Origin of the sequence: Conyzicola nivalis, assembly GCF_040548875.1 — a bacterium.
GTDB lineage: Bacteria > Actinomycetota > Actinomycetes > Actinomycetales > Microbacteriaceae > Conyzicola > Conyzicola nivalis_A.
In genome coordinates, this window is sequence record NZ_JBEPSJ010000004.1 from 37,465 (window position 1) to 59,401 (window position 21,937).

Annotated in this window: 20 protein-coding genes; 12 read left to right on the forward strand and 8 right to left on the reverse strand. The window is 69.2% G+C overall.

Annotated features, from left to right (window positions below):
• The first annotated feature begins 158 nt into the window (after nt 1–158).
• A complete protein-coding gene (locus ABIE21_RS14670) occupies nt 159–1,685 on the forward strand; it encodes an amino acid permease (RefSeq protein ID WP_354025589.1) in 1,527 nt (508 codons plus the stop codon).
• A 187-nt stretch (nt 1,686–1,872) separates the two neighbouring features.
• Nucleotides 1,873–2,328 (forward strand): membrane lipoprotein lipid attachment site-containing protein, encoded by a 456-nt coding sequence (locus ABIE21_RS14675; RefSeq protein ID WP_354025590.1) that lies wholly within the window; start codon nt 1,873–1,875, stop codon nt 2,326–2,328.
• A gap of 10 nt (nt 2,329–2,338) precedes the next feature.
• On the opposite strand, the gene ABIE21_RS14680 is transcribed toward ABIE21_RS14675, so the two are convergent.
• Nucleotides 2,339–2,971, reverse strand: coding sequence for a LysE family translocator (locus ABIE21_RS14680; protein WP_354025591.1), 633 nt, complete (start codon nt 2,969–2,971; stop codon nt 2,339–2,341).
• A gap of 67 nt (nt 2,972–3,038) precedes the next feature.
• On the opposite strand from ABIE21_RS14680, the gene ABIE21_RS14685 reads away from it, so the two are divergent.
• Entirely contained in the window at nt 3,039–3,710 is a 672-nt protein-coding gene (locus ABIE21_RS14685; RefSeq protein ID WP_354025592.1) for a TetR/AcrR family transcriptional regulator, read from the forward strand.
• Between the two features lie 2 nt (nt 3,711–3,712).
• Here ABIE21_RS14685 and ABIE21_RS14690 read toward each other — a convergent pair whose 3' ends face one another.
• Genes ABIE21_RS14690 through ABIE21_RS14700 form a run of 3 tightly spaced genes read right to left on the reverse strand, consistent with a single transcriptional unit; the run spans nt 3,713 to nt 6,884 of the window.
• Nucleotides 3,713–5,374, reverse strand: a complete 1,662-nt coding sequence (locus ABIE21_RS14690) for an FAD-binding oxidoreductase (RefSeq protein ID WP_354025593.1) — start codon at nt 5,372–5,374, stop codon at nt 3,713–3,715.
• Between the two features lie 56 nt (nt 5,375–5,430).
• Nucleotides 5,431–6,099, reverse strand: a complete 669-nt coding sequence (locus tag ABIE21_RS14695) for a lysophospholipid acyltransferase family protein (RefSeq protein ID WP_354025594.1) — start codon at nt 6,097–6,099, stop codon at nt 5,431–5,433.
• Nucleotides 6,096–6,884 carry an SDR family NAD(P)-dependent oxidoreductase gene (locus ABIE21_RS14700; RefSeq protein ID WP_354025595.1) on the reverse strand — a complete coding sequence of 263 codons (789 nt, stop codon included), beginning with the start codon at nt 6,882–6,884 and terminating at the stop codon, nt 6,096–6,098. The genes ABIE21_RS14695 and ABIE21_RS14700 overlap by 4 nt, the downstream gene beginning before the upstream one ends.
• A gap of 182 nt (nt 6,885–7,066) precedes the next feature.
• On the opposite strand from ABIE21_RS14700, the gene ABIE21_RS14705 reads away from it, so the two are divergent.
• The 3 genes from ABIE21_RS14705 to ABIE21_RS14715 are packed head-to-tail and all read left to right on the forward strand — an operon-like array spanning nt 7,067 to nt 10,913.
• Nucleotides 7,067–7,810 (forward strand): hypothetical protein, encoded by a 744-nt coding sequence (locus ABIE21_RS14705; RefSeq protein ID WP_354025596.1) that lies wholly within the window; start codon nt 7,067–7,069, stop codon nt 7,808–7,810.
• Complete coding sequence (locus tag ABIE21_RS14710; RefSeq protein ID WP_354025597.1) at nt 7,807–10,104, forward strand: SDR family oxidoreductase; 2,298 nt, start codon at nt 7,807–7,809, stop codon at nt 10,102–10,104. Before ABIE21_RS14705 ends, ABIE21_RS14710 begins: the two co-directional genes overlap by 4 nt.
• Nucleotides 10,105–10,118: 14 nt before the next feature.
• A complete protein-coding gene (locus ABIE21_RS14715) occupies nt 10,119–10,913 on the forward strand; it encodes a ferritin-like domain-containing protein (RefSeq protein WP_354025598.1) in 795 nt (264 codons plus the stop codon).
• Here the strand turns inward: ABIE21_RS14715 and ABIE21_RS14720 are convergent.
• The gene (locus ABIE21_RS14720) at nt 10,910–11,398 is read right to left on the reverse strand and encodes an SRPBCC family protein (RefSeq protein WP_354025599.1); all 489 of its coding nucleotides are present in this window, start codon (nt 11,396–11,398) and stop codon (nt 10,910–10,912) included. The two genes, ABIE21_RS14715 and ABIE21_RS14720, sit on opposite strands and share 4 nt — an antisense overlap.
• The gene (locus tag ABIE21_RS14725; RefSeq protein ID WP_354025600.1) at nt 11,395–11,739 is read right to left on the reverse strand and encodes an ArsR/SmtB family transcription factor; all 345 of its coding nucleotides are present in this window, start codon (nt 11,737–11,739) and stop codon (nt 11,395–11,397) included. The genes ABIE21_RS14720 and ABIE21_RS14725 overlap by 4 nt, the downstream gene beginning before the upstream one ends.
• Nucleotides 11,740–11,851: 112 nt before the next feature.
• On the opposite strand from ABIE21_RS14725, the gene ABIE21_RS14730 reads away from it, so the two are divergent.
• Nucleotides 11,852–12,037 (forward strand): DUF1918 domain-containing protein, encoded by a 186-nt coding sequence (locus tag ABIE21_RS14730; protein WP_354025601.1) that lies wholly within the window; start codon nt 11,852–11,854, stop codon nt 12,035–12,037.
• Here ABIE21_RS14730 and ABIE21_RS14735 read toward each other — a convergent pair.
• Nucleotides 12,020–12,703, reverse strand: coding sequence for a DUF998 domain-containing protein (locus tag ABIE21_RS14735; protein WP_354025602.1), 684 nt, complete (start codon nt 12,701–12,703; stop codon nt 12,020–12,022). The genes ABIE21_RS14730 and ABIE21_RS14735 overlap by 18 nt on opposite strands.
• Nucleotides 12,704–12,769: 66 nt before the next feature.
• Here ABIE21_RS14735 and ABIE21_RS14740 point away from each other — a divergent pair, with 66 nt between their 5' ends.
• The 3 genes from ABIE21_RS14740 to ABIE21_RS14750 all read left to right on the forward strand — a co-directional run bounded on the left by ABIE21_RS14740 (nt 12,770) and on the right by ABIE21_RS14750 (nt 19,243).
• On the forward strand, nt 12,770–13,321 hold the full coding sequence (locus ABIE21_RS14740) for a TetR/AcrR family transcriptional regulator (RefSeq protein ID WP_354025603.1): 552 nt from the start codon (nt 12,770–12,772) through the stop codon (nt 13,319–13,321).
• 207 nt (nt 13,322–13,528) lie between these two features.
• Entirely contained in the window at nt 13,529–18,889 is a 5,361-nt protein-coding gene (locus tag ABIE21_RS14745; RefSeq protein ID WP_354025604.1) for a discoidin domain-containing protein, read from the forward strand.
• Between the two features lie 120 nt (nt 18,890–19,009).
• On the forward strand, nt 19,010–19,243 hold the full coding sequence (locus ABIE21_RS14750; protein WP_354025605.1) for a hypothetical protein: 234 nt from the start codon (nt 19,010–19,012) through the stop codon (nt 19,241–19,243).
• A 51-nt stretch (nt 19,244–19,294) separates the two neighbouring features.
• Here ABIE21_RS14750 and ABIE21_RS14755 read toward each other — a convergent pair whose 3' ends face one another.
• Complete coding sequence (locus tag ABIE21_RS14755) at nt 19,295–20,569, reverse strand: helix-turn-helix transcriptional regulator (RefSeq protein ID WP_354025606.1); 1,275 nt, start codon at nt 20,567–20,569, stop codon at nt 19,295–19,297.
• Nucleotides 20,570–20,670: 101 nt separating this feature from the next.
• Here ABIE21_RS14755 and hxlB point away from each other — a divergent pair, with 101 nt between their 5' ends.
• Both hxlB and hxlA read left to right on the forward strand, forming a co-directional pair.
• Nucleotides 20,671–21,258, forward strand: a complete 588-nt coding sequence (gene hxlB, locus ABIE21_RS14760) for a 6-phospho-3-hexuloisomerase (protein ID WP_354025607.1) — start codon at nt 20,671–20,673, stop codon at nt 21,256–21,258.
• Between the two features lie 45 nt (nt 21,259–21,303).
• Nucleotides 21,304–21,927, forward strand: coding sequence for a 3-hexulose-6-phosphate synthase (gene hxlA / locus ABIE21_RS14765; RefSeq protein WP_354025608.1), 624 nt, complete (start codon nt 21,304–21,306; stop codon nt 21,925–21,927).
• The last annotated feature ends 10 nt before the right edge of the window (nt 21,928–21,937 follow it).

Here is a 21,937-nt window from a genome sequence, read left to right on the forward strand (position 1 = left end):
TACACCACAGTGCTGCCGTGGCATCCGCGAATCTCGTAATGAGTTGTTTACACCCAAAGGTAGACAGAGGCCACCAATAGCCGCCAAGCTCTCGGATAACCGCGCGGCGGGCGCAGCCAGCGCCGTCGCGACCCGTGCGTGCTTTCTGGAGGATCACCATGACCGACAAGTCGGGCAGAAGCGTTTCCGGCGTCACCTACAAGAAGGCGGCCGAGGGCTACTTCGAGAAGCGCAGCCTCAAACGCTCGGCCGGAGTATGGGGGCTGTGGGGGCTCGCGGTCGCGGCCGTGATCTCGGGCGACTTCTCCGGCTGGAACTTCGGCATCGACTTCGCCGGCTTCGGCGGCATGCTCATCGCCTTCGCGATCCTCGTGGTGATGTACTACGGGCTCACCTTCTCGATCGGCGAGATGTCGTCGGCCATGCCGCACACCGGCGGCGCATACTCGTTCGCGCGCTCGGCGATGGGGCCGTGGGGCGGGCTCGTGACGGGTCTCGCCGAGACCATCGAGTACGTGGCCACGACCGCGGTCGTGGTGTTCTTCTCGGCGCAGTACGCCAACTCGATCACCGCCGAGCTGCTGAACTTCGACCTGTCGAACAGCATGTGGATCTGGTGGATCGTGCTCTACGCGGTGTTCATCGCCCTGAACTCGGCGGGGGCCAACATCTCGTTCAAGTTCGCGATCGTCGTCTCGATCATCTCGATCGGTATCCTCCTGGTCTTCTCGGCGATGGCCGTGTTCTCGGGCGTCTTCAGCTTCGACAGCCTGTTCGACATCGTCCCCGACGAGGGCCAGACGGAGTTCCTGCCGCACGGCGTCTTCCCCATCCTGTTCGCGCTGCCGTTCGCGATGTGGTTCTTCCTCGGCATCGAGGAGCTGCCGCTCGCCGCCGAGGAGGCGCACAACCCGGCCCGCGACATTCCCCGCGCCGGACTCTGGGCCCGCGGAACCCTCATCGTGACGGGCCTGCTCGTGCTCGTGCTCAACACCGGCGTCATCGGTGCGGAGGCCATGGGCGTCTCGGCCGAGCCGCTGCTCGACGGCTTCCGCGCGATCGTCGGCGACGAGGCGGCCGCCGTGCTCGCGCTGCTCGCGCTCGTCGGCCTGCTCGCGTCGCTGCAGGGCATCATGTTCGCCTACGGGCGCAACATGTACTCGCTGTCGCGAGCCGGCTACTACCCGAAGGTGTTCTCGCTCACCGGCAAACGCCAGACGCCGTGGGTGGCCCTGGTCGTCGGAGCCGTTCTCGGATTCGTCGCGCTCGTCGTGGTCGACCTGCTCGGCGGCGCGGCGAGCGTCGCCGGCGCGATCGTGCTCAACATCGCGGTCTGGGGCGCGGTGCTCGCGTACTTCCTGCAGATGGTGTCGTTCATCATCCTGCGTCGCAAGTTCCCGAAGGCCGCGCGGCCCTACCGCAGCCCGTGGGGGCTGTTCGGCGCATACTCGGCGGCCGCGATCTCCCTGCTGGTGTTCCTCGGGTTCCTCTTCAACCCCGCCTACCTGCCGGCGATCGTCGCGATCGTCGTGGTCTACGTGCTGATACTGATCGGGTTCGCCGTCTACGGCCGCCACCGCCTCGTGCTCTCGCCCGAGGAGGAGTACGCGCTGAGCGGCGGCCTGCACGGCGACCCGCAGGCCGAGGGCTACGACACCATGGAGGACGAGATCTTCACGAAGTAGCCGCGTGTGCGGCCCGCCCGCCGGTGACCGAAAACGAAGGAGATACTGCCAGGTGAGCGCGGTTCGGATCGTTTCAGGGCCGGTCGCGCCACGATCTCCTTCGTTCTTCGGCCGATATCCGGTCAGGAGGGCGAAAATCAGTCGATAGGTGGACGTGTGGATGACGCGGAACCGACAGACTGGTGCGATGCGACGAATGCTCGTTCCTATCGGACTCGCCCTGCTCCTCTCCGGCTGCGCGGCCCAGCCGTCGATCCCTCCCCTGCCGGAGCCGACCGACGCCCCGGCGACCGCCGCACCATCGGCGGCGCCGACGGCATCCGCACCCGTCACGGTGGTCGATAGGTATCCCGGCCTGCCACCGGGCGCGGCGCTCGACGAGACGTTCGAGCCCGGCTGGGTCGCCGACGTGCCCGGCCGCATCGCGCTGGTGACGTTCGGCAGCAGCAGCTGCCCGGTCGAGCCGGTGTCGTACGACCGTGACAGCACCGAGGCGCTCAGTCTGTGGGCGGAGTACACGGGCGAGTCGGAGGTCTGCACCGCCGACATGGCGGCCACGACGTTCGTGATCGAGCTTCCGGAGGGGTTCGCCGACGACGGCGACGTGCTCGTCAACGGCGAACCCGCGCCGCGTCTCGGCTAGAACTCCCGGGTCAGTGCTTCGAGCCGGTCGCCGCGAGCCCCACCCCGAGGCCGATCATCGCGACACCGCCGGTCGCGCCCAGGCGCGAGAGGCGGCGGGGCGAGCGTCCGAGCCAGTCGCGCGCGAACCCGGCGCCGAGCGCCCAGAGGCTGTCGAAGACGAGGGCGAGCAGCGCGAAGACGACCCCGAGCTCGATCATCTGCAGCGGCACACCGCCGACGCCGGGATCGACGAACTGCGGCAGCACGGCGATGAAGAAGACCACCGACTTCGGGTTGGTCACACCCACGACCGCGCCCTCGGCCAGCGACCGCCAGTACGACGTGGGCGCATCCGCGGTCCTCACCGCCCTCGCGTTGCGGTGACGGATGGCCTGGACGCCGAGATAGACGAGGAACGCGGCACCCGCGAATTTCACGATCGTGAACAGGACGACGGACTGCTCGAGGATGACCCCGAGCCCGAGTGCGATCGCCACGACCTGCGCCAGCATCCCGAGCGCGTTGCCGGCGACGCTGAGCAGGGCGCCGACCCGGCCGATCTCGAGCGCGCGTCCGATGACGAAGAGCACGCTCGGCCCCGGCAGCACGACGAGCAGCAGCGCGGCGAGCGAGAACGCGACGAGGTTGGCGGCGGGGACCATACGCCGATGCTAGACGCAGGGGCGATCCACAGGGAACCGCGCCGCTATCGACACGCGACGCGTAGCGATGAAGGTTACGATTGACCCTCACGTGGTCGACGGAGGGAAGTTCGTGCCCGAGGCAGCGCAGCGGTCCGAGGCAGCGCCGCAGTCCGAGGCAGCGCAGCAGGTCGACGCAGCGCAGCAGGTGAAGGCGGTGCGCGGTCGCGCGATCGACGCCCGCATCCTCAGTGTGACGCTCGACATCCTGCGCAAGCGCGGGCCGGCGGCGGTCAACATCGAGTCGGTCTCAGCGGTCTCCGGCATTGCGAAGACCACGATCTACCGTCGCTACACCGACCGCGAACAGCTGCTGCGCGCGGCGGTCGAGTCGTCGCAGCCGGAGGTGGAGATCCCCACCGACCTCTCGACCTACGAGACCTTCATGTGGCTGCTGCGCGACGCCGGACGGATGGCCGACAACATGGTCGGCCGCGGCGCCGCCGCCTCTATCATCCTCAACGAGCATCCCGAGTCGAACGAGATGATGCGCGACATGATCAAGGCGCGCTCGGTGCGCCTTACCCGCTTCCTGCACGAGCGCGTCGCGGCCGGCGACCTCAGAGCCGATCTCGACATCGGCCTGGCCGCGACGATGCTGCTCGGCGCCCTGATGGGTCAGCTCATCCGCGGCGGCGAGCTCGACGACGAGTGGGCCGACTCCGTGCTCGCCCTGCTCTGGCCGGGGTTCAGCGCGTAGAACTAGTAGGTGATCACCTTGTCGGGGTTGAAGTTCTTCTTCGGGTCGGCGGTGGCGAACAGGCCGCTCATCAGCGCGACGCCCTCGGTCGAGATGTCCTGCTCGAGCCAGGGTGCGTGCTCCCGGCCGACGCCGTGGTGGTGCGAGATGGTGCCGCCGTGGTCGACGAACGCCTGCTGGATGGCGGACTTGACCACGTCGTACTGGGCGATCGCGTTCTCCCCGTCGTGCACGAAGGCGAACGTGAAGTACAGGCACGCGCCGGAGTGGTACGAGTGCGAGAGGTGGCTCATGATCCAGCCGGGCGTGCCGATCTTCTCGTAGGCCTCGTTCGCGGCCGCATACACGGCGTCGTGGATCTCGTTGAGCCGCGACCACGGGGCCGCGGTCTCCGACACGTCGGCGGCGGCGCCGCGGTCGAGGAGGAAGTCGCGCAGGTAGGGGGTGTCGAACTTCTTCTGGTCGTAGAGCACGCCCGGGCCCTTGCCGACGGCGAGGCCGCCGTGCTTCTTCACGATGCGCTTCACGATCTTCTTCTCGTAGGCGACGTGCGACGCGCTGCCCTCGAAGCCGATGAACGACAGGTTGATGCCCTCGAGGTTCCAGCCGCGCCTGCGCAGGTAGGCCATGAGCACCTTCTGCGGGTCGAAGCCGGTCTTCGCCTTTCCTGTGGCGAACGAGAAGCCGCTCTCGCGCGCGTCGGAGACACGCGTGACCGTGGGGCGCGCGTCGCTCTCGGAGATCTCGTGCATCGCGGCGATGCCCGCCTCCCAGCTGGGGAAGAGATAGCCGTTGATCTCGCGGACCGCGGGGGTGCGGTGCACCTGCACGGTGACCTCGGTGATGACGCCGAGGCGGCCCTCGCTTCCGAGGATCATCTCGCGCACGCTCGGTCCGGTCGACGCCGACGGCACCGGGCGGATGTCGACGATGCCGGCCGGGCGCACCATGCGCAGTCCGCGCGCGATGTCGGCGATGTCGCCGTACTTGTCGCTCTGCATGCCCGACGACCGGGTGGCCACCCAGCCGCCGAGGGTGGAGTGCGTGAAGCTGTCGGGGAAGTGCCCCATGGTCCAGCCGCGCGCGTTCAGCTGCTCCTCGATGTACGGACCCTGGGCGCCGGCCTGGATGCGGGCGACGCCCGAACCCTCGTCGATCGAGACGACCCTGTTGAGCCGACCGAGGTCGAGCGAGATCACGACGCGAGCCTCGCCGGGATGCGGCTCCAGGCTGCCGGAGATGTTGCTTCCGCCGCCGAAGGGGATGATGACGGCGTTGGCCGTGACGGCGAGGGCGACGATCTCGGCGACCTCGGCCTCGTCGGCCGGGTATACGACCACGTCGGGCATCCGGGGCAGCGTGCTGGCGCGCACGCGCAGCAGGTCGCGGATGCTTTTTCCGTAGGTGTGCACGAGGCGCAACTCGTCGTCGGTGATGGCGTTGTCGGCGCCGACGATCGAGACGAGCTTCGACAGGAACGCGTCGTCGATGGTGCTCGAGGGAAGGGTCAGGTCGGAGAAGGCGACGGGAGCGCCGGCCGGCTGCGAGAGGTCGAGCCCCACGGCCTTCTTCACGAAGGGGGCGAATCCGGGCTTGTTGTCGTAGTTGAAGGCCACGCCCTCGACTCCCCAGCCCCACCACTTCATGTGCTTGACGCCTGTCATCGGTCTTCTTTCTCGTAGTGCGAGCGGCCCCGGCGCTGCCGGGCGTGCCGGCTCGGTTAGGCGGCGTGTGCGGCGTGCAGTTCCAACACCGTGCGGTGCAGTCTTGCAGAGAATTCGGCGGCGGTCTCGCCGGGCGCGGCCACGGTCGGCTCGCCGAACGCGACGACGATCGGCGGACGCCCCGGCATCGGCCAGTTGCGTCCCGGGGGCATCGCCGCCGCGGCTCCGACGATGGCGACCGGCACGCAGGGCGCGCCCGTCATCGCCGAGAGGGTCGCCGCGCCGGGCTTGAACGGCCCGATCGTGTTGTCTTTCGACCGGCCGCCCTGCGGGAAGATCAGCAGCGGCACCCCGCGGCCGAGAAGCTCCTTGGCCAGGCCCGACCGGGCGCCGCTGCCGCTGCGGTCGACGGGGAACGCGTTGAAGAAGAGCGCGGTGAGGGCGCGGCGCCACGCCACGTCGAAGAAGTAGTCGGCCGCGGCGCCCGCGGCGAGGTAGCGGGCCCGCGCTCGGGGCAGGGCGCCGGTGATGAGGGGCGCATCCAGGTGGCTCGAGTGGTTGGCCACGACGATGAAGGGGTCGGTGAGGTCTTCGAGCGCTTCTCGTCCGACGACGGTCACCCTGGTCTGGGTCCAGACGACGGACTTCAGGATGATCCGCTGCGCGACGAAACGCGCCGCGGCGTGACCGGATGACGAGAACCGGTGGAGGTGCGTCACCGTCATGCGTTGGACTCGACGGAGTCGCGCCGGCTCGCGGAGATCTTGCCGGAGATGGCGCGGATGACGCTGCGTGGCAGGTAGCGGACGAAGAAGAAGAGGAACTTGAACCGCGCCGAGGGGATGACGATGACGCGGCCGCGGTCGGAGGCGTGCAGACCCGCCTCGATCGTGAGTCCGGCGTCGATCCACAGGGCGTCGGGGATCGAGCTCGTGGTGATTCCGGCACGGTCGTGGAACTCGGTGCGCACCCAGCCGGGGCAGAGCGCCGTGACCCGGACGCCGGTTCCGTGCAGTTCGACGGCTAGCCCCTCCGAGTAGCTGGTCACCCACGCCTTCGCCGCCGAGTAGCTGCCCATCGCCATGAACCCGGCGACGCTGGAGGTGTTGATGATCGCCCCGTGCCCGCGGGCACGCATCGCGCGCCCGGCGGCTCCGCCGAGCACGAGGACGGTGCGCATCATGACCTCGATGGCCAGGTCGTGACTGCTGGTGTCTTCCGACGTCAGCGGCGTGTGCACCCCGAAGCCCGCGTTGTTGACGAGCAGCTCGATCGGGCGGGTGTCGTCGGTGATCCTGTCGACGACCCGCGACACGTCCGCCCGGTCGGAGAGGTCTGCCGGAAAGGTCTCGACGTCGACGCCGAACCTGGTGCGCAGCTCGCCCGCGGTGGAATCCAGTCGCTCGAGGTTCCGCGCGACGAGCACGAGGTCGTATCCGCGACGGGCGAGGGTGCGGGCGAACTCTGCGCCGAGGCCCGACGTCCCACCCGTGATGAGAGCAGTAGCCATTCGGAAAGAATACGCTACGCAGGGCGTATCGCTCATCGAATAGACTTCCGTCACCCAAGTAATTTTGCCGGCGAAAGAGCACTGTGCGCGATACGACCGACGGGCCTCGCGAGGCCGTTCCAGCCCAGGGGTTCAGCGTGCGTGAATACGCCAGGACCGCAGTGGGCAGCCACCGCGCGACCATGGATTTCTCCGCCTTCGCCGAGCACCCGCTTCACGCCGACACCCTCAGGGCGCTGCGCCTCCTCGTCGCCGCGGAGAGCGGCACGATGGGGCACCTGCGCAACGTGCTCGTCACCGCGACGCACAAGGACGCGCGGGTCACCGCCTTCCTCGGCACATGGGCGTTCGAGAAGTTCTGGATCGCCGACGCCCTGCAGCATGTCGTCGACGCGCATCCCGCCGTGGTGCTGCCCGCCCCCGTGAGGCAGTCGCGCATCGGAGCGTTCTTCGGCGAGATCCGCGACCGGGTGCGCCCCATCACCGGCTCGATCCGCGCCAACCGCATCGGCGAGGACATGATCGCCGTGCACATGACGGTCGGCACGATCGACGAGTGGCTCACAGAGGCCGCGCTCGAGCGGGTCGCCGAGCTCGACCCGAACCCGGCACTGCGCTCCATCGTCGACACTCTGCTGCAAGTGAAGGCACGCCAGCTCGAGTTCTTCGAGGCGCAGGCGCGCGACCGGCTCGCCACCTCCGAACGCACCCGCGCCGTCGTCGCGCGCCAGATCGTGCGCACCGGGTGGCCGGTGGGCGCGAGCGCCGAGGCCGCATCCGAGACCGCGTTCTTCTACGACTATCTGTTCGCCGGCGCGCCGACCACCGTCGCGGCGATCGACGACAGAATCTCCTCTCTCCCCGGCCAGGAAGGTCTCAGTCTTATGTCCCGTGCAGTCGCAGCCCACCGCGGAGGGCGCGCGTGAGCGCCCCCACGAAGCAGGGCCTCGACGGCGCCCACGTCTTCCTCACCGGCGCCACCGGATTCGTCGGCCAGGCCGTGCTCGAGCGACTGCTCTCGTCGCATCCCGACACGCGCGTGTCGATCCTCGTGCGCAAGAAGGGCAGCGCGACCACCGAGACGCGGCTCGCCAACCTGCTGCGCAAGCCCGTGTTCCGCACCTGGCGCGAGAGCGTCGGCGACGAGGAGGCCGCGCGCGTCCTCGCCGAACGGGTCTCCGTCGTCGAGGGGAGCCTCACGTCGATCACCGCCCTGCCCGGCGACATCGACGTCGTCATCCACGGCGCATCCACAGTCTCGTTCGACCCGCCCATCGACGAGGCGTTCGACACCAACGTCGGCGGCGCCCTCGGGCTCTACGGCGCACTGCTCGAGTCGGGGTCGGACCCGCACGTCGTGCACGTCTCCACCTGCTACGTCGGCGGCATCCGCAAGGGCGTCCTGCCCGAGGCGTCGCTCACCCACGAGGTCGACTGGCGCGCCGAGGCCGTCGCGGCCGAGAAGGCGCGCGAACAGGTCGAGCTCGCCTCACGCGAACCCGAGAACCTGCGCCGCTTCATCCACCGCTCGCGCTCGGCGAACGGCAAGGCCGGCCCGCAGGCCGTCGCCCGGGCGGCCGAGACCGCCCGCGCCGAGTGGGTCACCAAGCAGCTCGTCGACTACGGCCGCACCCGCGCCGAGAGCCTCGGCTGGACCGACGTCTACACGCTGACGAAGGCGTTCGGCGAGCGCGCCGCCGAAGAGCTGTGGGCGCAGGCCGGCCACCGCCTCTCGGTGGTGCGGCCCGCCATCATCGAGAGCGCCATCAGCCATCCGTTCCCCGGCTGGATCGACGGCTTCAAGGTCGCCGACCCGCTCATCCTGGCCTACGGGCGCGGCCAGCTGCCCGACTTCCCCGGTCTGCCCGACTCCATCCTCGACATCATCCCGGTCGACTTCGTGGTCAACGCGATCATCGCCGCGGCCGGCACGAACCCGGATCCGGAGGATCCGCAGTACTACCACGTGAACTCCGGCGCCTCGAACCCGCTGCCGTTCCACGAGATGTACGAGAACGTCAACGAGTTCTTCACGGCGAACCCGCTCCCCCACGAAGACGGCCACATCAGCGTGCCGCTCTGGCGGTTCCCCGGCGCTCGCAAGGTGGAGAGCGCGCTCAGGCGCCGCGAGGACATCGCCGACTTCGCCGAGCGCGCCATCACCCGGCTTCCGTCGACCAAGCGCACCCAGAAGTGGCTCGACGGCGTGCACGTCAACCAGAGCGCGCTCGAGACGCTGCGCGGCTACACCGAGCTGTACCGCGCCTACGTGCAGACCGAGATCATCTTCGACGACAGCAACGCCAAGCGGCTGCACAACTCGATCCCGGAGGACAAGCGCGCCGCGCAAGGGTTCGACGTCGCATCCATCGACTGGAACGACTATTTCCAGCGCGTGCACTTTCCGGCGATCACCGCGCTCACCAAGGCCTTCGCCAACCGCCCGCAGTCGAACAAGCGGGCGGAGCGGGCGCTCCCGGTGCGGACGGATGTCGTCGCCGTCTTCGACCTCGAGGGCACCGTGCTCGAGTCCAACCTCGTGCAGCAGTACATCTGGCTCGGCATCACCAAAACGTTCATGGCCCGCGAGCTCGCCGGTCTCGTGCTCTCCACGCCCAGATACCTGCGGGCCGAGCGGCACGACCGCGGCGAGTTCATCCGCACGTTCATGCGCCGGTACGAGGGCATCCGCGTCGACCGCATCGAGCAGCTGGTACGCGGCCGGTTCGGCCGCAAGCTGATGTCGCACATCCTTCCCGACGCGCTGCGCCGCGCCCAGGCCCACCGCGAGGCCGGCCACCGCACCGTGCTCGTCACGGGCACCATCGACCTCATGACCACCCCGCTGGCTCCGTTCTTCGACGAGATCGTCGCGGGCAGCATGCACGAGCGCGACGGGGTGCTCACCGGCTACCTCGCCGCTCCCCCGCTCGTCGACGAGGCCCGCGCCGCCTGGCTGCGCGAGTACTCGAAACAGCACGGCTACAACCTCACGCAGTCGTACGGCTACGGCGACTCGCACGCCGACGTCGCCTGGCTGCAGCTGCTCGGCAACCCGAGCGCGGTCAACCCCGACACCCAGCTCTACAGCCACGCGCAGGCGCGGCGCTGGGCGATCCAGTCGTGGGGTGCCACGAGCAAACTGAAGACGCCCGCCGTTCCGAACGCATCTGTGACAGCGCTCCGTCCCGAGAAAGGAGAGCGGTCCAGCGCAAGCTGAGCCGCGGCATCCACATGGCATTCGACATCGACAAGTACACCGAGACCAGCGTCAACGTGAACTGGAGCGACCTCGACTTCGACGAGTTCCGCACCAACCCGCTGCCCGAGTCGACCCTGCGCAGCCTGCGCTACATGTGCGACATCGAGTACCACACGGTCTGCTACCTGCGCGACATGCTGGTGACTCCGTCGCACAAAGACCCCGAGGTCTCGGCGTTTATGACCATGTGGAACCGCGAGGAGTTCTGGCACGGCGAGGCCCTCGCCGCGGTGCTCGGCGCCCACGGCGTGACCGTCGACTTCGACGAGCTCAAGGCCACCCGCCTGAAGCTGGGCTGGAAGGACAAGCTCGACCCGGTCAAGCAGTCGCTGCTCGGCAACATCGTCGGCAAGGACTTCATCGCCGTGCACATGATCTGGGGCGCCGCCAACGAGTGGTCGGCCGTCGCCGCCTACAACCGGCTCGCCGACCTCGAGAAGCACCCGGTTCTCGCCGTGCTGCTCAAGCGCATCGCGAAGCAGGAGGCCAAGCACGTCGCCTTCTACGCGACGCAGGCACGCGAACGCCTCGCCGCCAGCAAGAAGGCGCGGGTGCTCGCCCGCTTCGCGCTGAAGAAGGCCTGGGGCCCGGTCGGTTCAAGCGTTATGGAGCCCGACGAGGTCACCCACGTCATGGGGCATCTGTTCTCCGGCGACGAGGGCATGCGGGAGATCCGCAAGCTCGACGACCACATCTCCCGCATGCCCGGCCTCGACGGTCTCGAGATCGTGGAGACCGCGATGAAGAAGTACGGCGTCGCCGCCTAGCCGGTCTTCTCCACGAGTCCCGCGAGCTGCCCGATGACGGTGCCCCAACCGTCGTAGAAGCCGAGCTCCTCGTGCAGGGCGCGGTCGGCGGCGTTTCGGTGCATCACGTGGGAGATGTACTCGGTGCCGTCCGGATGGTCGGCGAACGTGATGACCGCCGTCATAAACGGCGACTCGGCGGGCCGCCAGCCGGCGACGAGCGAGTTGGTGAAAACGATGCGCTCCAGCTCGTCGACGGCGAGGAAGCAGCCGGTGATGTGCGGGCCGAAATCGCCGCCGCCCTCGCTGATCTCGGTGCGGAACGAGCCGCCGGGCGCGAGCTCCATGTCGAGGACCCGGCAGAGTGCCGGCGCGGGAACCCACCACTGCTCGAAGCTGGCGCTGTCGGTCCACGCCCTCCAGACGGCCGGCCGAGGCGCGGCGATGATGCGGGTGATGGTGAGGTCGAAGTCGGGCTGCACGGGTGTGGCGGTGTCGACGGTCATGATCTCTTCTCCTGGGTCTGGGTGGCGGTGACGAAGTTCTCGAGACGGTCGGCGCGGCCCTCCCAGAGGTCGCGCTGCGCCGCGAGCCAGCCGTCGACGGCGGCGAACGACGTCTCGTCGATGGTGCAGGTGCGCACCCGACCGACCTTGCGCGTGCGCACCCACCCGCTCTTCTCGAGCAGCCGGATGTGCTTCATAAAGGAGGGCAGGGCCATGTCGAACGGCCGCGCCAGTTCGCTGACGGTCGCAGGCCCGGTGCCGAGCCGGCTGAGCACCGCGCGCCGTGTCGGGTCGGCGAGAGCCTGGAAGACGTCGTCAAGCGGTGCGAAATACTGAGCCATGCGGATAAGTATTGCGCGTCGAGATACTGAGCGCAAGAGCTAACCATCGCCGTCACCCCACCCCCTTTGCGCGCGTGATCGCCGGTCGTACCATGGCCACGAGGTGATCACTATGCACGCAACGGTGGGTGAACGGATCGTCATCCATGGCAAGAACGTCGGCTCGCCCGAACGCCACGGCGAGATAACAGAGGTGCGAGGCCCGAACGGCGACCCGCCGTACTGGGTGAGGTTCGACGACGGACACGAGTCGCTCGTCTACCCAGGGCCGGACTGCTCGCTAGAGCGACCCGCGTGAGCGAGAGCGGCGCGAACTCAGGCGCCAGAGCATCACGGCCCCGAAGAGCACCTCCCAGACGGTGATCGAGTAGACCCCGCCGCGCTCGAACAGGCCGTCGAAGCGCGCATCGGCGAGACCGGCCAGCAGCACGACCTCGCTCAGCAGCCCGACCACGGGCAGGGCGACGCTGGCCGCCCCGAACCACCGCGGCAGGCCCAGCCCACGCCACGACAGCCCGGCGACGAGGGCGGCGAGGTTACCGAAGAGGATCGCGAGGAGGGCGCCGCCGACGTGGGCGACGGGGACCCCGGATGCCTCGTGGAAGAGACCGACGAGCACGATGCCCACGCCGTGCAGCAGCGCGAAGGCGACGAAGAGCCGGCGCGCGGCGCCGGCGAACAGACCCGCGAGCAGCACCGCGCCGAGCGCGAACATCAGGCCGTGCACAACGAGCCCCATGTTCATCACCCAGGCCAGCGGCGAGTCGACGTCGCGCCCGTTGTACACCTGCGGATCCGGCACGCCGAGATCGCTGATGTAGTTGTACACGTAGTCGTAGGGCGGGCTGGTCCAGGCGGAGGCTGCGACGGCCTCGAGGGCCGCGTACTGGAGGCCGCCCACGATGAACGCGACGGCGCCCGCACCGTATCGGCCCGTGGCATCCGCCGTTCGTCGCATCCCCATTCGCCCACACTGCCCTCTGATCGCCGTTCGCCATAGGACACCGCAGTCCGGTTCTAGTATTGCAACATGGCAACCTCCCCGCGTTCGAACCGCGGACCGGGGGCCGCCGCCGAGAACCGCGCGGCGCTCATCGCCGCGGCACGCGCCATCTTCGCCACCCACGGGCTCGACGCCCCGCTCAGCGCGGTCGCCCGGCAGGCCGGCGTCGGTCAGGGCAGCCTCTATCGGCACTTCCCCACCCGCAGCAGCCTCGCCGTCGCCGTCTTCCAGGAGAACGCCGACGAGCTCGAGGCGATCGCGGCACGGCCCGGGTCGACGCTCGACGACGTGCTGCGCGCGATCACCGACCAGGCCATCGTCTCGACCGCCTTCTTCCAGATGATCGAGATCGAGAGGGCGGATGACGCGGGGCAGGAGCTCGCCCGCAAGATCGGCAGCGTCCTCGCCTCGAAGCTGCCCGACGCCCGTTCGAGCGGGCGAGTGCCCGACTGGGTCACCGGCGACGACGTGCAGCTCGGCATCGCCATGCTCGTGGGCGCCCTCGCGAAGACCGCCGTCGGCGACCGCCGCGCCGTCGCCGCGCGCGCGTGGGCCCTGCTGCCCTTCGGCCCGGGCTGACCCGAACGCGGCCCTTCAGACGCCCCTTTTCAGTAGTTCCACCGAGGCGGCGCGACCATCGAGGCCGCACGCTGAACAGGGCAGCCCCGCTGCCGCCTAACATCACCGTCCGCACGGCCGACAGGCATGAGTAACGCGCCGACTGCTGCGCACCAGTCCGGCCCGACGCAGCGCGCACCCTTCCGCACCACGATCACGGAAAGCACCATGAGTCATCCACTCCGCACCACCCTGAAGTCGGCCGCAGCTCTCGCGGTCGCCTTCTCCTTCCTCGCCATCGTTCCCACGCCCGCGATCGCCGCACCCGCGGTCGTCGCGGCGGTCGACCCGGCCCTGCCGAGCCCGATCCCGGTCGGTGGCGGTTCGTACGCCGCGTCTCCGCCCAAGTCGCTCGACACGCCGGGCCACGACGTGTCGGCGGTCGTCGACAAGAAGCTCTACATCGACGAGTCGATGAGCGGCGAACCGGTTCCCACCAACAAGTGGTGGACCGACCTGTTGGTGAGCAAGTTCTCCGGCAACCTGTGGGCCGACCCGTTCGTCGTCTCCAACACCGAGGCGGGTACGCGGATCGCCTACCCCACCGAGTGGCAGGCGGAGGGAAAGTTCATGCTCGACGACTCGGCGATCCAGGTGCGGGGCTCGGTCCCCCCGCAGCCGGACGCGTCCGACATCGACCTCGCCGGCTTCGAGGGTGCCGAGTACGCAGCCGGATGGTCGACCACCGGAGACGCGTTCGGCGACGGGCCGGTGAAGGGCACGTCGAGGGGGCAGACCGCCGTCGAGAAGTTCCTCGGCAAGGGTCTCGTCAACTCGTTCACCGACGAGAAGGGCGACGGCGCCGTCGGCACGCTCACCTCTCCCGAGTTCGTCATCGACCGTGACTTCGTCGCGCTGATGGTCGGCGGCGGCAACCACCCCGGGCGCACCGAGGCGCGTCTCGTGGTCGACGGCGCGACCGTCCGGTCGGCCACGGGCGCGGACTCGGAGATCCTGCGCTGGGAGACCTGGGACGTGAAGGACCTCGCCGGCCAGACGGCCACCATCCAGATCGTCGACGACATGCCCGCCGGCTGGGCCCACGTGCTCGTCGACCAGATCGTGCTCACCGACGTGCCCGAGAAGATCGGCGACCGCTTCGGCACCTCGTTCAAGGCCGTCGACGCCACCGCTCTGCGCTGGGGAGACTGGAACGTGAGCTGGCGGATGAAGCAGTCCGCGAGCCAGTTCATGGACGTCACCATCGCCCGCGGCACCCCGTACACCTGGTTCGAGTTCGAGAATGTGGTTCCCAAGATCACGGTGAGCGAGAAGGCCACGTTCGCGAACGCCGACGGCTCGCCCCTCGTGTTCCCCGCGACCGTCGACGCGTTCACCATCACCCAGGACAACCGCAGCTTCGGCGTGCACGCTCCGGCCGGAAGCACATTCGACCTCGCCGGAAACTCCATCGAGGCGCAGCTCACGGCCGGCTACCTCGTGGTCAGCGCCCTGCCCACGACGGGAGCCGACCTCGACTACATGTCGGAGCACGCCTTCGCCGTTCCCCGCAACACCACCATGGAGTACGAGTACAGCGCCGAACGCGGCGAGGTCGTCGAGACCTGGGCACTCGAGACGGAGGCGCTGCAGGGGACCGACCTCGACACCATCCAGGGCTGGCTCCCGCACACCTACAACAGCACGACCACCAATATCGACTTCGCCGAGCCGACCTACTCCACGCCTCGAGGCGTGATGAAGACCGCGATCGGACACGGCGGTTGGACCGTCAGCTACCCGTTCACCGGGATCACCCCCGTCGCCCCGGCCCCGCAGAAGACCGGCGGCACGAACGACTACGACGTCGCGGCGATGAAGAAGTTCGTCAGCAGCTACTCCACGCGCACCGAATACGGCGCGGACACCTACTGGGGCGGCAAAGACGTCCTGCAGTTCGCCGAGTACATGACCATGGCGAAGCAGATCGGCGACGACGAGTCGTACAAGAAGCTCAAGGAGTCGCTCAAGACAGCGCTCTCCGACTGGTTCACCTACACGCCGGGCGAGACCGAGAAGTTCTTCGCCCGCTACGACACCTGGAAGGCGCTCGTCGGCTTCGGCGACTCCTACGGCTCCTTCGAGTTCACCGACAACCACTTCCACTACGGCTACTTCACGCTCGCCGCGGGCCTCCTCGCCTTCGACGACCCGGAGTGGGCGGCCGAGTTCGGCCCGATGGCCACGCTCGTGGCGAAGCAGTACGCCAACTGGGACCGCGACGACAAGAGCTTCCCGTACCTGCGAACCTTCGACGCGTTCGAAGGCCACTCCTACGCCGGCGGCTACAGCTCGAACGGCGGCAACAACCAGGAGTCCAGCTCCGAGGCGATCCAGTCGTGGGCGGGGATCTTCCTCCTCGGCACCTCTCTCGGCAACGCCGAGATGCAGGCGACGGGAGCGATGGGCTACGTCACCGAGCGCGCCGCCGTCATGGACTACTACCTGGACTACAACGGAAACCCGGATGCCGCCGACGGCACAGGAACCGGCGTGTTCCCGGACAGCTACGCCCACACCACGGCCGGGATCCTCGGCGACTCGGGCCAGGCGTTCGCCACCTACTTCAGCGGTGATCCGGCGTGGATCTACGGCATCCAGTGGCTGCCCACCGGACCGTGGCTGAACTACCTCGGATGGGACCGCGGGTTCTCCCAGAGCCTCGTGGATGACATGTTCGACGCCCGCCCGGCGTCGAGCGGCGAGTTCGTGAAGGGCGAGATCACAGGCCTGCTCGGCCTCTCCGCCAAGCAGCTGGCCGGCGTCGGCACCTGGTACGGCGGGATCGTCACGAAGAACCCCGTGGACTCGGTCAACACGCTCAAGGACGTCGTCCGCAAGGCCTACCTCAACAACCCCGGCTACACGGGCGCGGCGAGCGCGGCCAACCCGCTGTTCGACGAGGCGACCGGCGAGCTCTACTTCACGCTCGACGAGAAGGGGCAGCCGGCCTTCCCCGACGAGCACTGGACCCCGGAGACGATCCCCGCCGGATTCGCTCCCCCGGCTCCGCCGGCAGGCAAGCCCGACTCCGACCCGAAGGAGTGGGCGAAGGGCTGGGAGCTCTTCGACTACCTGTCGACCGGCTACTCCGCCGACCCCGACGTGCTGCAGAAGCTGCACAACTACGACGTGTCCGGCTACGAGCGCGGCGTAGACACCGAGCAGGCGGCAAGCGTCTACAGTGCGATGGGCGACGCGCTCGGCAACGTGGTGCTCGGCATGACCGCCCAGTCAGACCCGGAGTTCTACTCCGACATGTACGGCGAGCTCGCCAAGACCGGCGACCCGGTGGTGACCTCGGACTCGATGGCTGGCGCCGTCTACTACAACGCGATGGCGAATCGTTCGCTCGGCAGCGAGATCATCACCCGCCACGTGGCCAACCCGACGAGCCAGGTGTACTTCAACGAGGAGACGAAGACCTACAGCTACGCGGTCTACAACCCCACCGCGAGCCAGGCCGGCTACACCGTCTACGACGGCGAGACAGCGATCGGCACCATCCAGGTGCCGGCACACACACTCGTGCAGCACCACCTCGACGCGAAGCTAGACCACATCGTCGTGACCGCGCCCGGTTCGGCCAAGACGGTGCAGCGCGGCGACACGCTGGCCCTCACCGCGGTCGGCTACGACCAGTACGGCGCGACCATCCCGCTCGAGGACCTCGAGTGGCAGACCAGCGGCGGCGGAACCATCGCGGCGTCCGGCGTGTTCAGTGCGGAGAAGAACGCCGACCCGATCACGGTCACGGCCCAGTCCGCCGGGGTGACGGCCGAGTACGAGCTGCGTGTCGCGCCTCGGCCCGTGCTGTCGAACCTCGAGGTGTCGCCGGGGTTCACCCGGGTGACCGCGGGCGGTGCGCAGGACTTCACCGCTCAGGGACTCGACCAGTACGGGGACCCGATGGAGGCGGGGCCGGTGACCTGGTCGACGAGCGCGAACGGAACGGTCGACGCGGCCGGCCGGCTCGACGCCGGAGTCGCGGGAGCTGGCATCGTGACCGCGACGACCGGGGCCGCATCCGGTACCGCCGTCGTCGCGGTCGTCGCTCCGGCGGTCGACATCGCCCTGGGCAAGAACGCGACAGCGTCGAGCTCTGACGGGGCCAACTCGGCCGCAGCGGCCGTCGACGGTTCGTCGAGCACCCGGTGGGAGAGCAAGCACGGCGACGCGGTCCAGTGGTTGCAGGTCGATCTCGAGAAGTCGTATGACATCTCGGGCGTGCACATCAACTGGGAGAACGCCGCCGCCGCCGCGTACGAGGTGCAGGTCTCGAACTCTGACGACGGCCCGTGGGAGACGGTGAAGACGGTCACGAAGGCGAACGCCGCCGTCGACGATCTGACGGTCAGCGGGACCGGGCGCTACGTGCGCATCACCGGGCTGGAGCGGCTCACGGGATACGGCTACTCGATCTGGGATCTCGGGCTCACCGGCACCCTGGCGACCTCGTCTATCGACACGAGCGTCGTGATCGTGGCACCGCAGAGCCCCACCGTGGTGAGCGGTCGCGAGCAGGCCTTCACCGCCTACGCGTTCGACTCGGCGGGCAATGGCGGCCGAGTCTCGGATGCCTGGACTGCCGAGGGCGGTGCGATCGACGGGAAGGGCGTCTTCACCGCCGGGGATACGGTGGGCGACTACCCGGTCTCCCTCGGATTCGACGGCGTCGTCGGCGCGGCCACCGCAACCGTCGTGCGCAACACGACGGAGGCGGAGAACCCGCCGGCTGGCGAGCTCGTCGACATAGCCGAGGGCAAGAAGGCCTCGTCGTCGTCGGACGAGAACAGCGGCACGCCCGCCGAGTTCGCTGTCGACGGCAAGCCGGCCACCCGTTGGGCGAGCGCGGCGAGCGACGGCGCATGGTTCTCCGTCGACCTCGGAGCCTCGAGCACGATCGAACGCATCGATCTGGATTGGGAGAACGCGTTCGGATCGAAGTACCTGCTGCAGACTCGCATCGCAGCCGACGACGAGTGGACGACGGTCGTCACCGAGAACGCGGGAGACGGCGGCACCGACAGCCACGAGGTAGACACAGTCGCCCGCTACGTGCGGATGAAGGGCGTGGAGAGGGGCACGCAGTACGGCTACTCGCTCTTCGGCCTGTCGGTGTGGTCGAGCGACGGAGACGTCGCGGCGAAGAACCTCGCCGCCTCCCGTCCCGTCGTCGCCACGTCGGAGCAGGCGTCGGGCACGGTCGCCGCCAATGCCGTCGACGGCAACAGCGCCTCGAGGTGGGCGAGCGAGTCCACCGACGACGAGTCGCTCACGATCGACCTGGGGTCGAAGGCGGCACTGACCTCGGTGACGGTCGTCTGGGAGGCCGCGCACGCATCCGAATTCTCCATCCGGGGATCCGACGATGCGGATGGCCCGTGGAAGACCCTCGCTACGAAGAAGGAGAGCACCGGCGGCACCGAGACACTCGAGGTCGCGGGCTCCTACCGCTTCGTGCGTGTGCAGGGGATCGAACGGGCGACACCGTACGGCTACTCGATCTTCGAGGTGATCGTCAACTGACGACTACACGGCCCGCGTGACTAGACACCTCGCGCGGGCCGTGTCGATGGGTTTGCCGAAACGACCGCAGGGCGTAGCGTCGAGTGACACGCGGGCCACGCATCGATGAGAGGAAATTCAATGTCGAATCCGAACCAGCACGAGGGCGAGTACACCGACAACGACCCGATCGAGAAGGAAGACCACTCGAACGAGACACCCGGCAGCTACGACGACTCCGAGATTCCCGGCGAGCCGGCCCGTCACACGCACGAGGAGCGGGGCAGCTACACCGAGAACGACGGAGTCGAGAAGATCGACCACGGGCACGACGAGCCCGGCAGCTACGCCGACTCGGAGATCCCTGGCGAGTAGGCCGCCGGCGGGCGCTGCGGCGCGAGCGACCCCGGAGCGAGCGACCGGCAGCTAACGCGCGAGCGCCGCGAGCTCTGCCCGCGACGCCGTGCCGGTCTTGCGCAGCACGTTGGCGACGTGGAACTTCACGGTGTTCTCGCTGATCGACAGCTCGAGGCCGATGGCCCGGTTGCGCCAGCCCTGAGCGAGCAGCGCGAGCACCTCGCGCTCCCTGACGGTGAGGCCGTCGCCCTGAGGGAGGATCGTCGGCGGAGCCTGGTCGAGGGGCAGGACGATGTCGAGCTGGGATCCCCACCCCGGCGTCGCCCGCACCGCGAAGCTGCCGTCGAGCACCGACACCCGGCCGGCCAACTGGGTGAGCGCGGAGGTACCCGTGCGCTCCTCGCCGGCGCCGTCGTCGCGCACGCCGATGAGCAGGTTGGAACCGTCGCAGTCCCACTGGATGCGCACCCGGCTGACGCGCGCGTCGTCGGAGAGCGCGAGCACGGCGCCGCGCACGACCGCGCGGGCGGCGTGCGCCACCTCGCCGGGCAGCGGCCTGCCGGTCTCCGGCGGCGGCACGAACTCGACGTCGAGGCCGCCGTGTCGCACGAGCGGGGCCAGGTCGTCGCGCAGCCGTTCGAACGCGCTGTGCACCGGCTCCTCGGAGAGCATCCGGTCGCGGTCGGACACCGAGCGTAGCCGCACCATGGCGGCGGCGGCGATGTCGATCGAGCGCTGCCTCGCCGCGGTGTCGGAGTGCTGGGCGGAGCGCAGCACCACGAGCAACGACTCGAGCGCTGTGGCGTGGGCGTCGGTGAGATCGGCTATGACGCCGGCCCGGTCGCGCGACGCCGCCCGGGAGTCGGCGAGATAGGCGGGCCCGGCCGCCGCGACCTGCTGACGGATGCTCAGCGCGACGAGCTGCCAGACGCGGCCGATGCGGCGCGCGACATCGGCGGGCAGACGGTCGTCGCCGTCGGGCGCGCGATCGACGTCGACGAGTACCAGGATCGCGGACGTGTCGGCCGTCCAGACCGCCACGGGGTGGTCACCGCCGGCGATGACCACGTCGCGCACCATCGGGGCGTCCGCTCCCCCGCCGCGGATCGCGTCGAGCTCGGCGATGGTGACGTTCTCGACGATGTGCGCTGCGCCCGACTTCTTCTGCGGCCGGCCGGTGCAGTCCTCGGTGAAGATGACGAGTGCCGAGTGAGCGACCTGCGGGCGCAGCAGCGCCGAGAGCGCCTCGGCGATGCCGAGGAGCGACTGCGACATCACACCGCGCACGTCGTCGAGCAGGTCGTCGGGATGGGACACGGGGTGGGAAGAAGGCGATGTCGGCACCTCACGAGGGTAGTCGACGCGCCCGAACCCATCCGGACGGGTGGGAAAGACTCCCCGAGGGGTGGGCCGGATGAACCGGGCGGGCGTCCGACGATGGATAGATGCACCTCGCTCCCCTCGCTCCCCTGCCCGCCGGATCCGTGGCCGCGGCCCTCACCGACATCGACGCCGAGATCACGGCGACGCTGGGCGCGGTCGCCGACTCCCAGCTCGACCGTGCAGCCGAGGAGTTGCTGCGGGCGCGGCGGGTGTTCCTGCTCGGCGCCGGCCGCTCGGGCCTCGCCCTGCAGATGACCGCGATGCGGCTCATGCACCTCGGCCTGACCGCGCACGTCGTCTGCGATGCCACGGCGCCCGCGATCGAGTCCGGCGACCTGCTGCTGGTCGCGAGCGGCTCGGGCACAACGCCCGGCATCGTGCACGCGGCGCAGACGGCGTCGGAGGTGGGAGCATCGGTCGTCGCGATCACCGCCGACGCGGCATCCGCTCTCGCCCTCGCCTCGACCGTCGCGGTCGTCGTGCCGGCCGCCCGCAAGCTCGACCGCGACTCCGCCGCCTCCACGCAGTACGCCGGCAGCCTCTTCGAACAGTCGGTGGTCGTCGTCGGCGACGCCCTATTCCACGCCATGTGGAAGGCGTCCGGCCTGAGCGCGGACGACCTCTGGCCCCGCCACTCCAATCTCGAATAGCCACTCCCCCACAAGCCAAGCCCCCCACAAGTAAGGAACACCCTCATGAAGCTGCAACTCGCCATGGACGTACTGACCACCGCCGACGCCCTCGCCCTCGCCGGCAAGGTCGCCCCCTACGTCGACATCATCGAGCTCGGCACCCCGCTGATCAAGGCCGAGGGCCTGCGCGCCGTCACCGCGATCAAGGACGCCCACCCCGACAAGATCGTCTTCGCCGACCTCAAGACGATGGACACCGGAGAGCTCGAGGCCGGCATCGCCTTCGCCGCGGGCGCCGACCTCGTCACCGTGCTCGGCACCGCGGGCGACAGCACCATCATCGGCGCGGTCACGGCGGCGAAGGAGCACGGCAAGGGCATCGTCGTCGACCTGATCGGCGTCGCAGACAAGGCGACCCGCGCCCGCGAGGTCACCGCGCTGGGAGTCGAGTTCGTCGAGATGCACGCCGGCCTCGACGAGCAGGCAGAAGAGGGGTTCACGTTCCAGACCCTGCTCACCGACGGCGCGAACTCCGGCGTCGCGTTCTCCGTCGCGGGCGGCGTCAACGCCTCGACGATCGCGTCGGTGCAGCAGTCGGGCGCCAGCGTCGCGGTGGCCGGCGGCGCGATCTACGGCGCGAGCGACCCCGCGGCCGCCGCCGCGGAACTGCGCGCCGCGATCGTCTAGCATCGCCCCG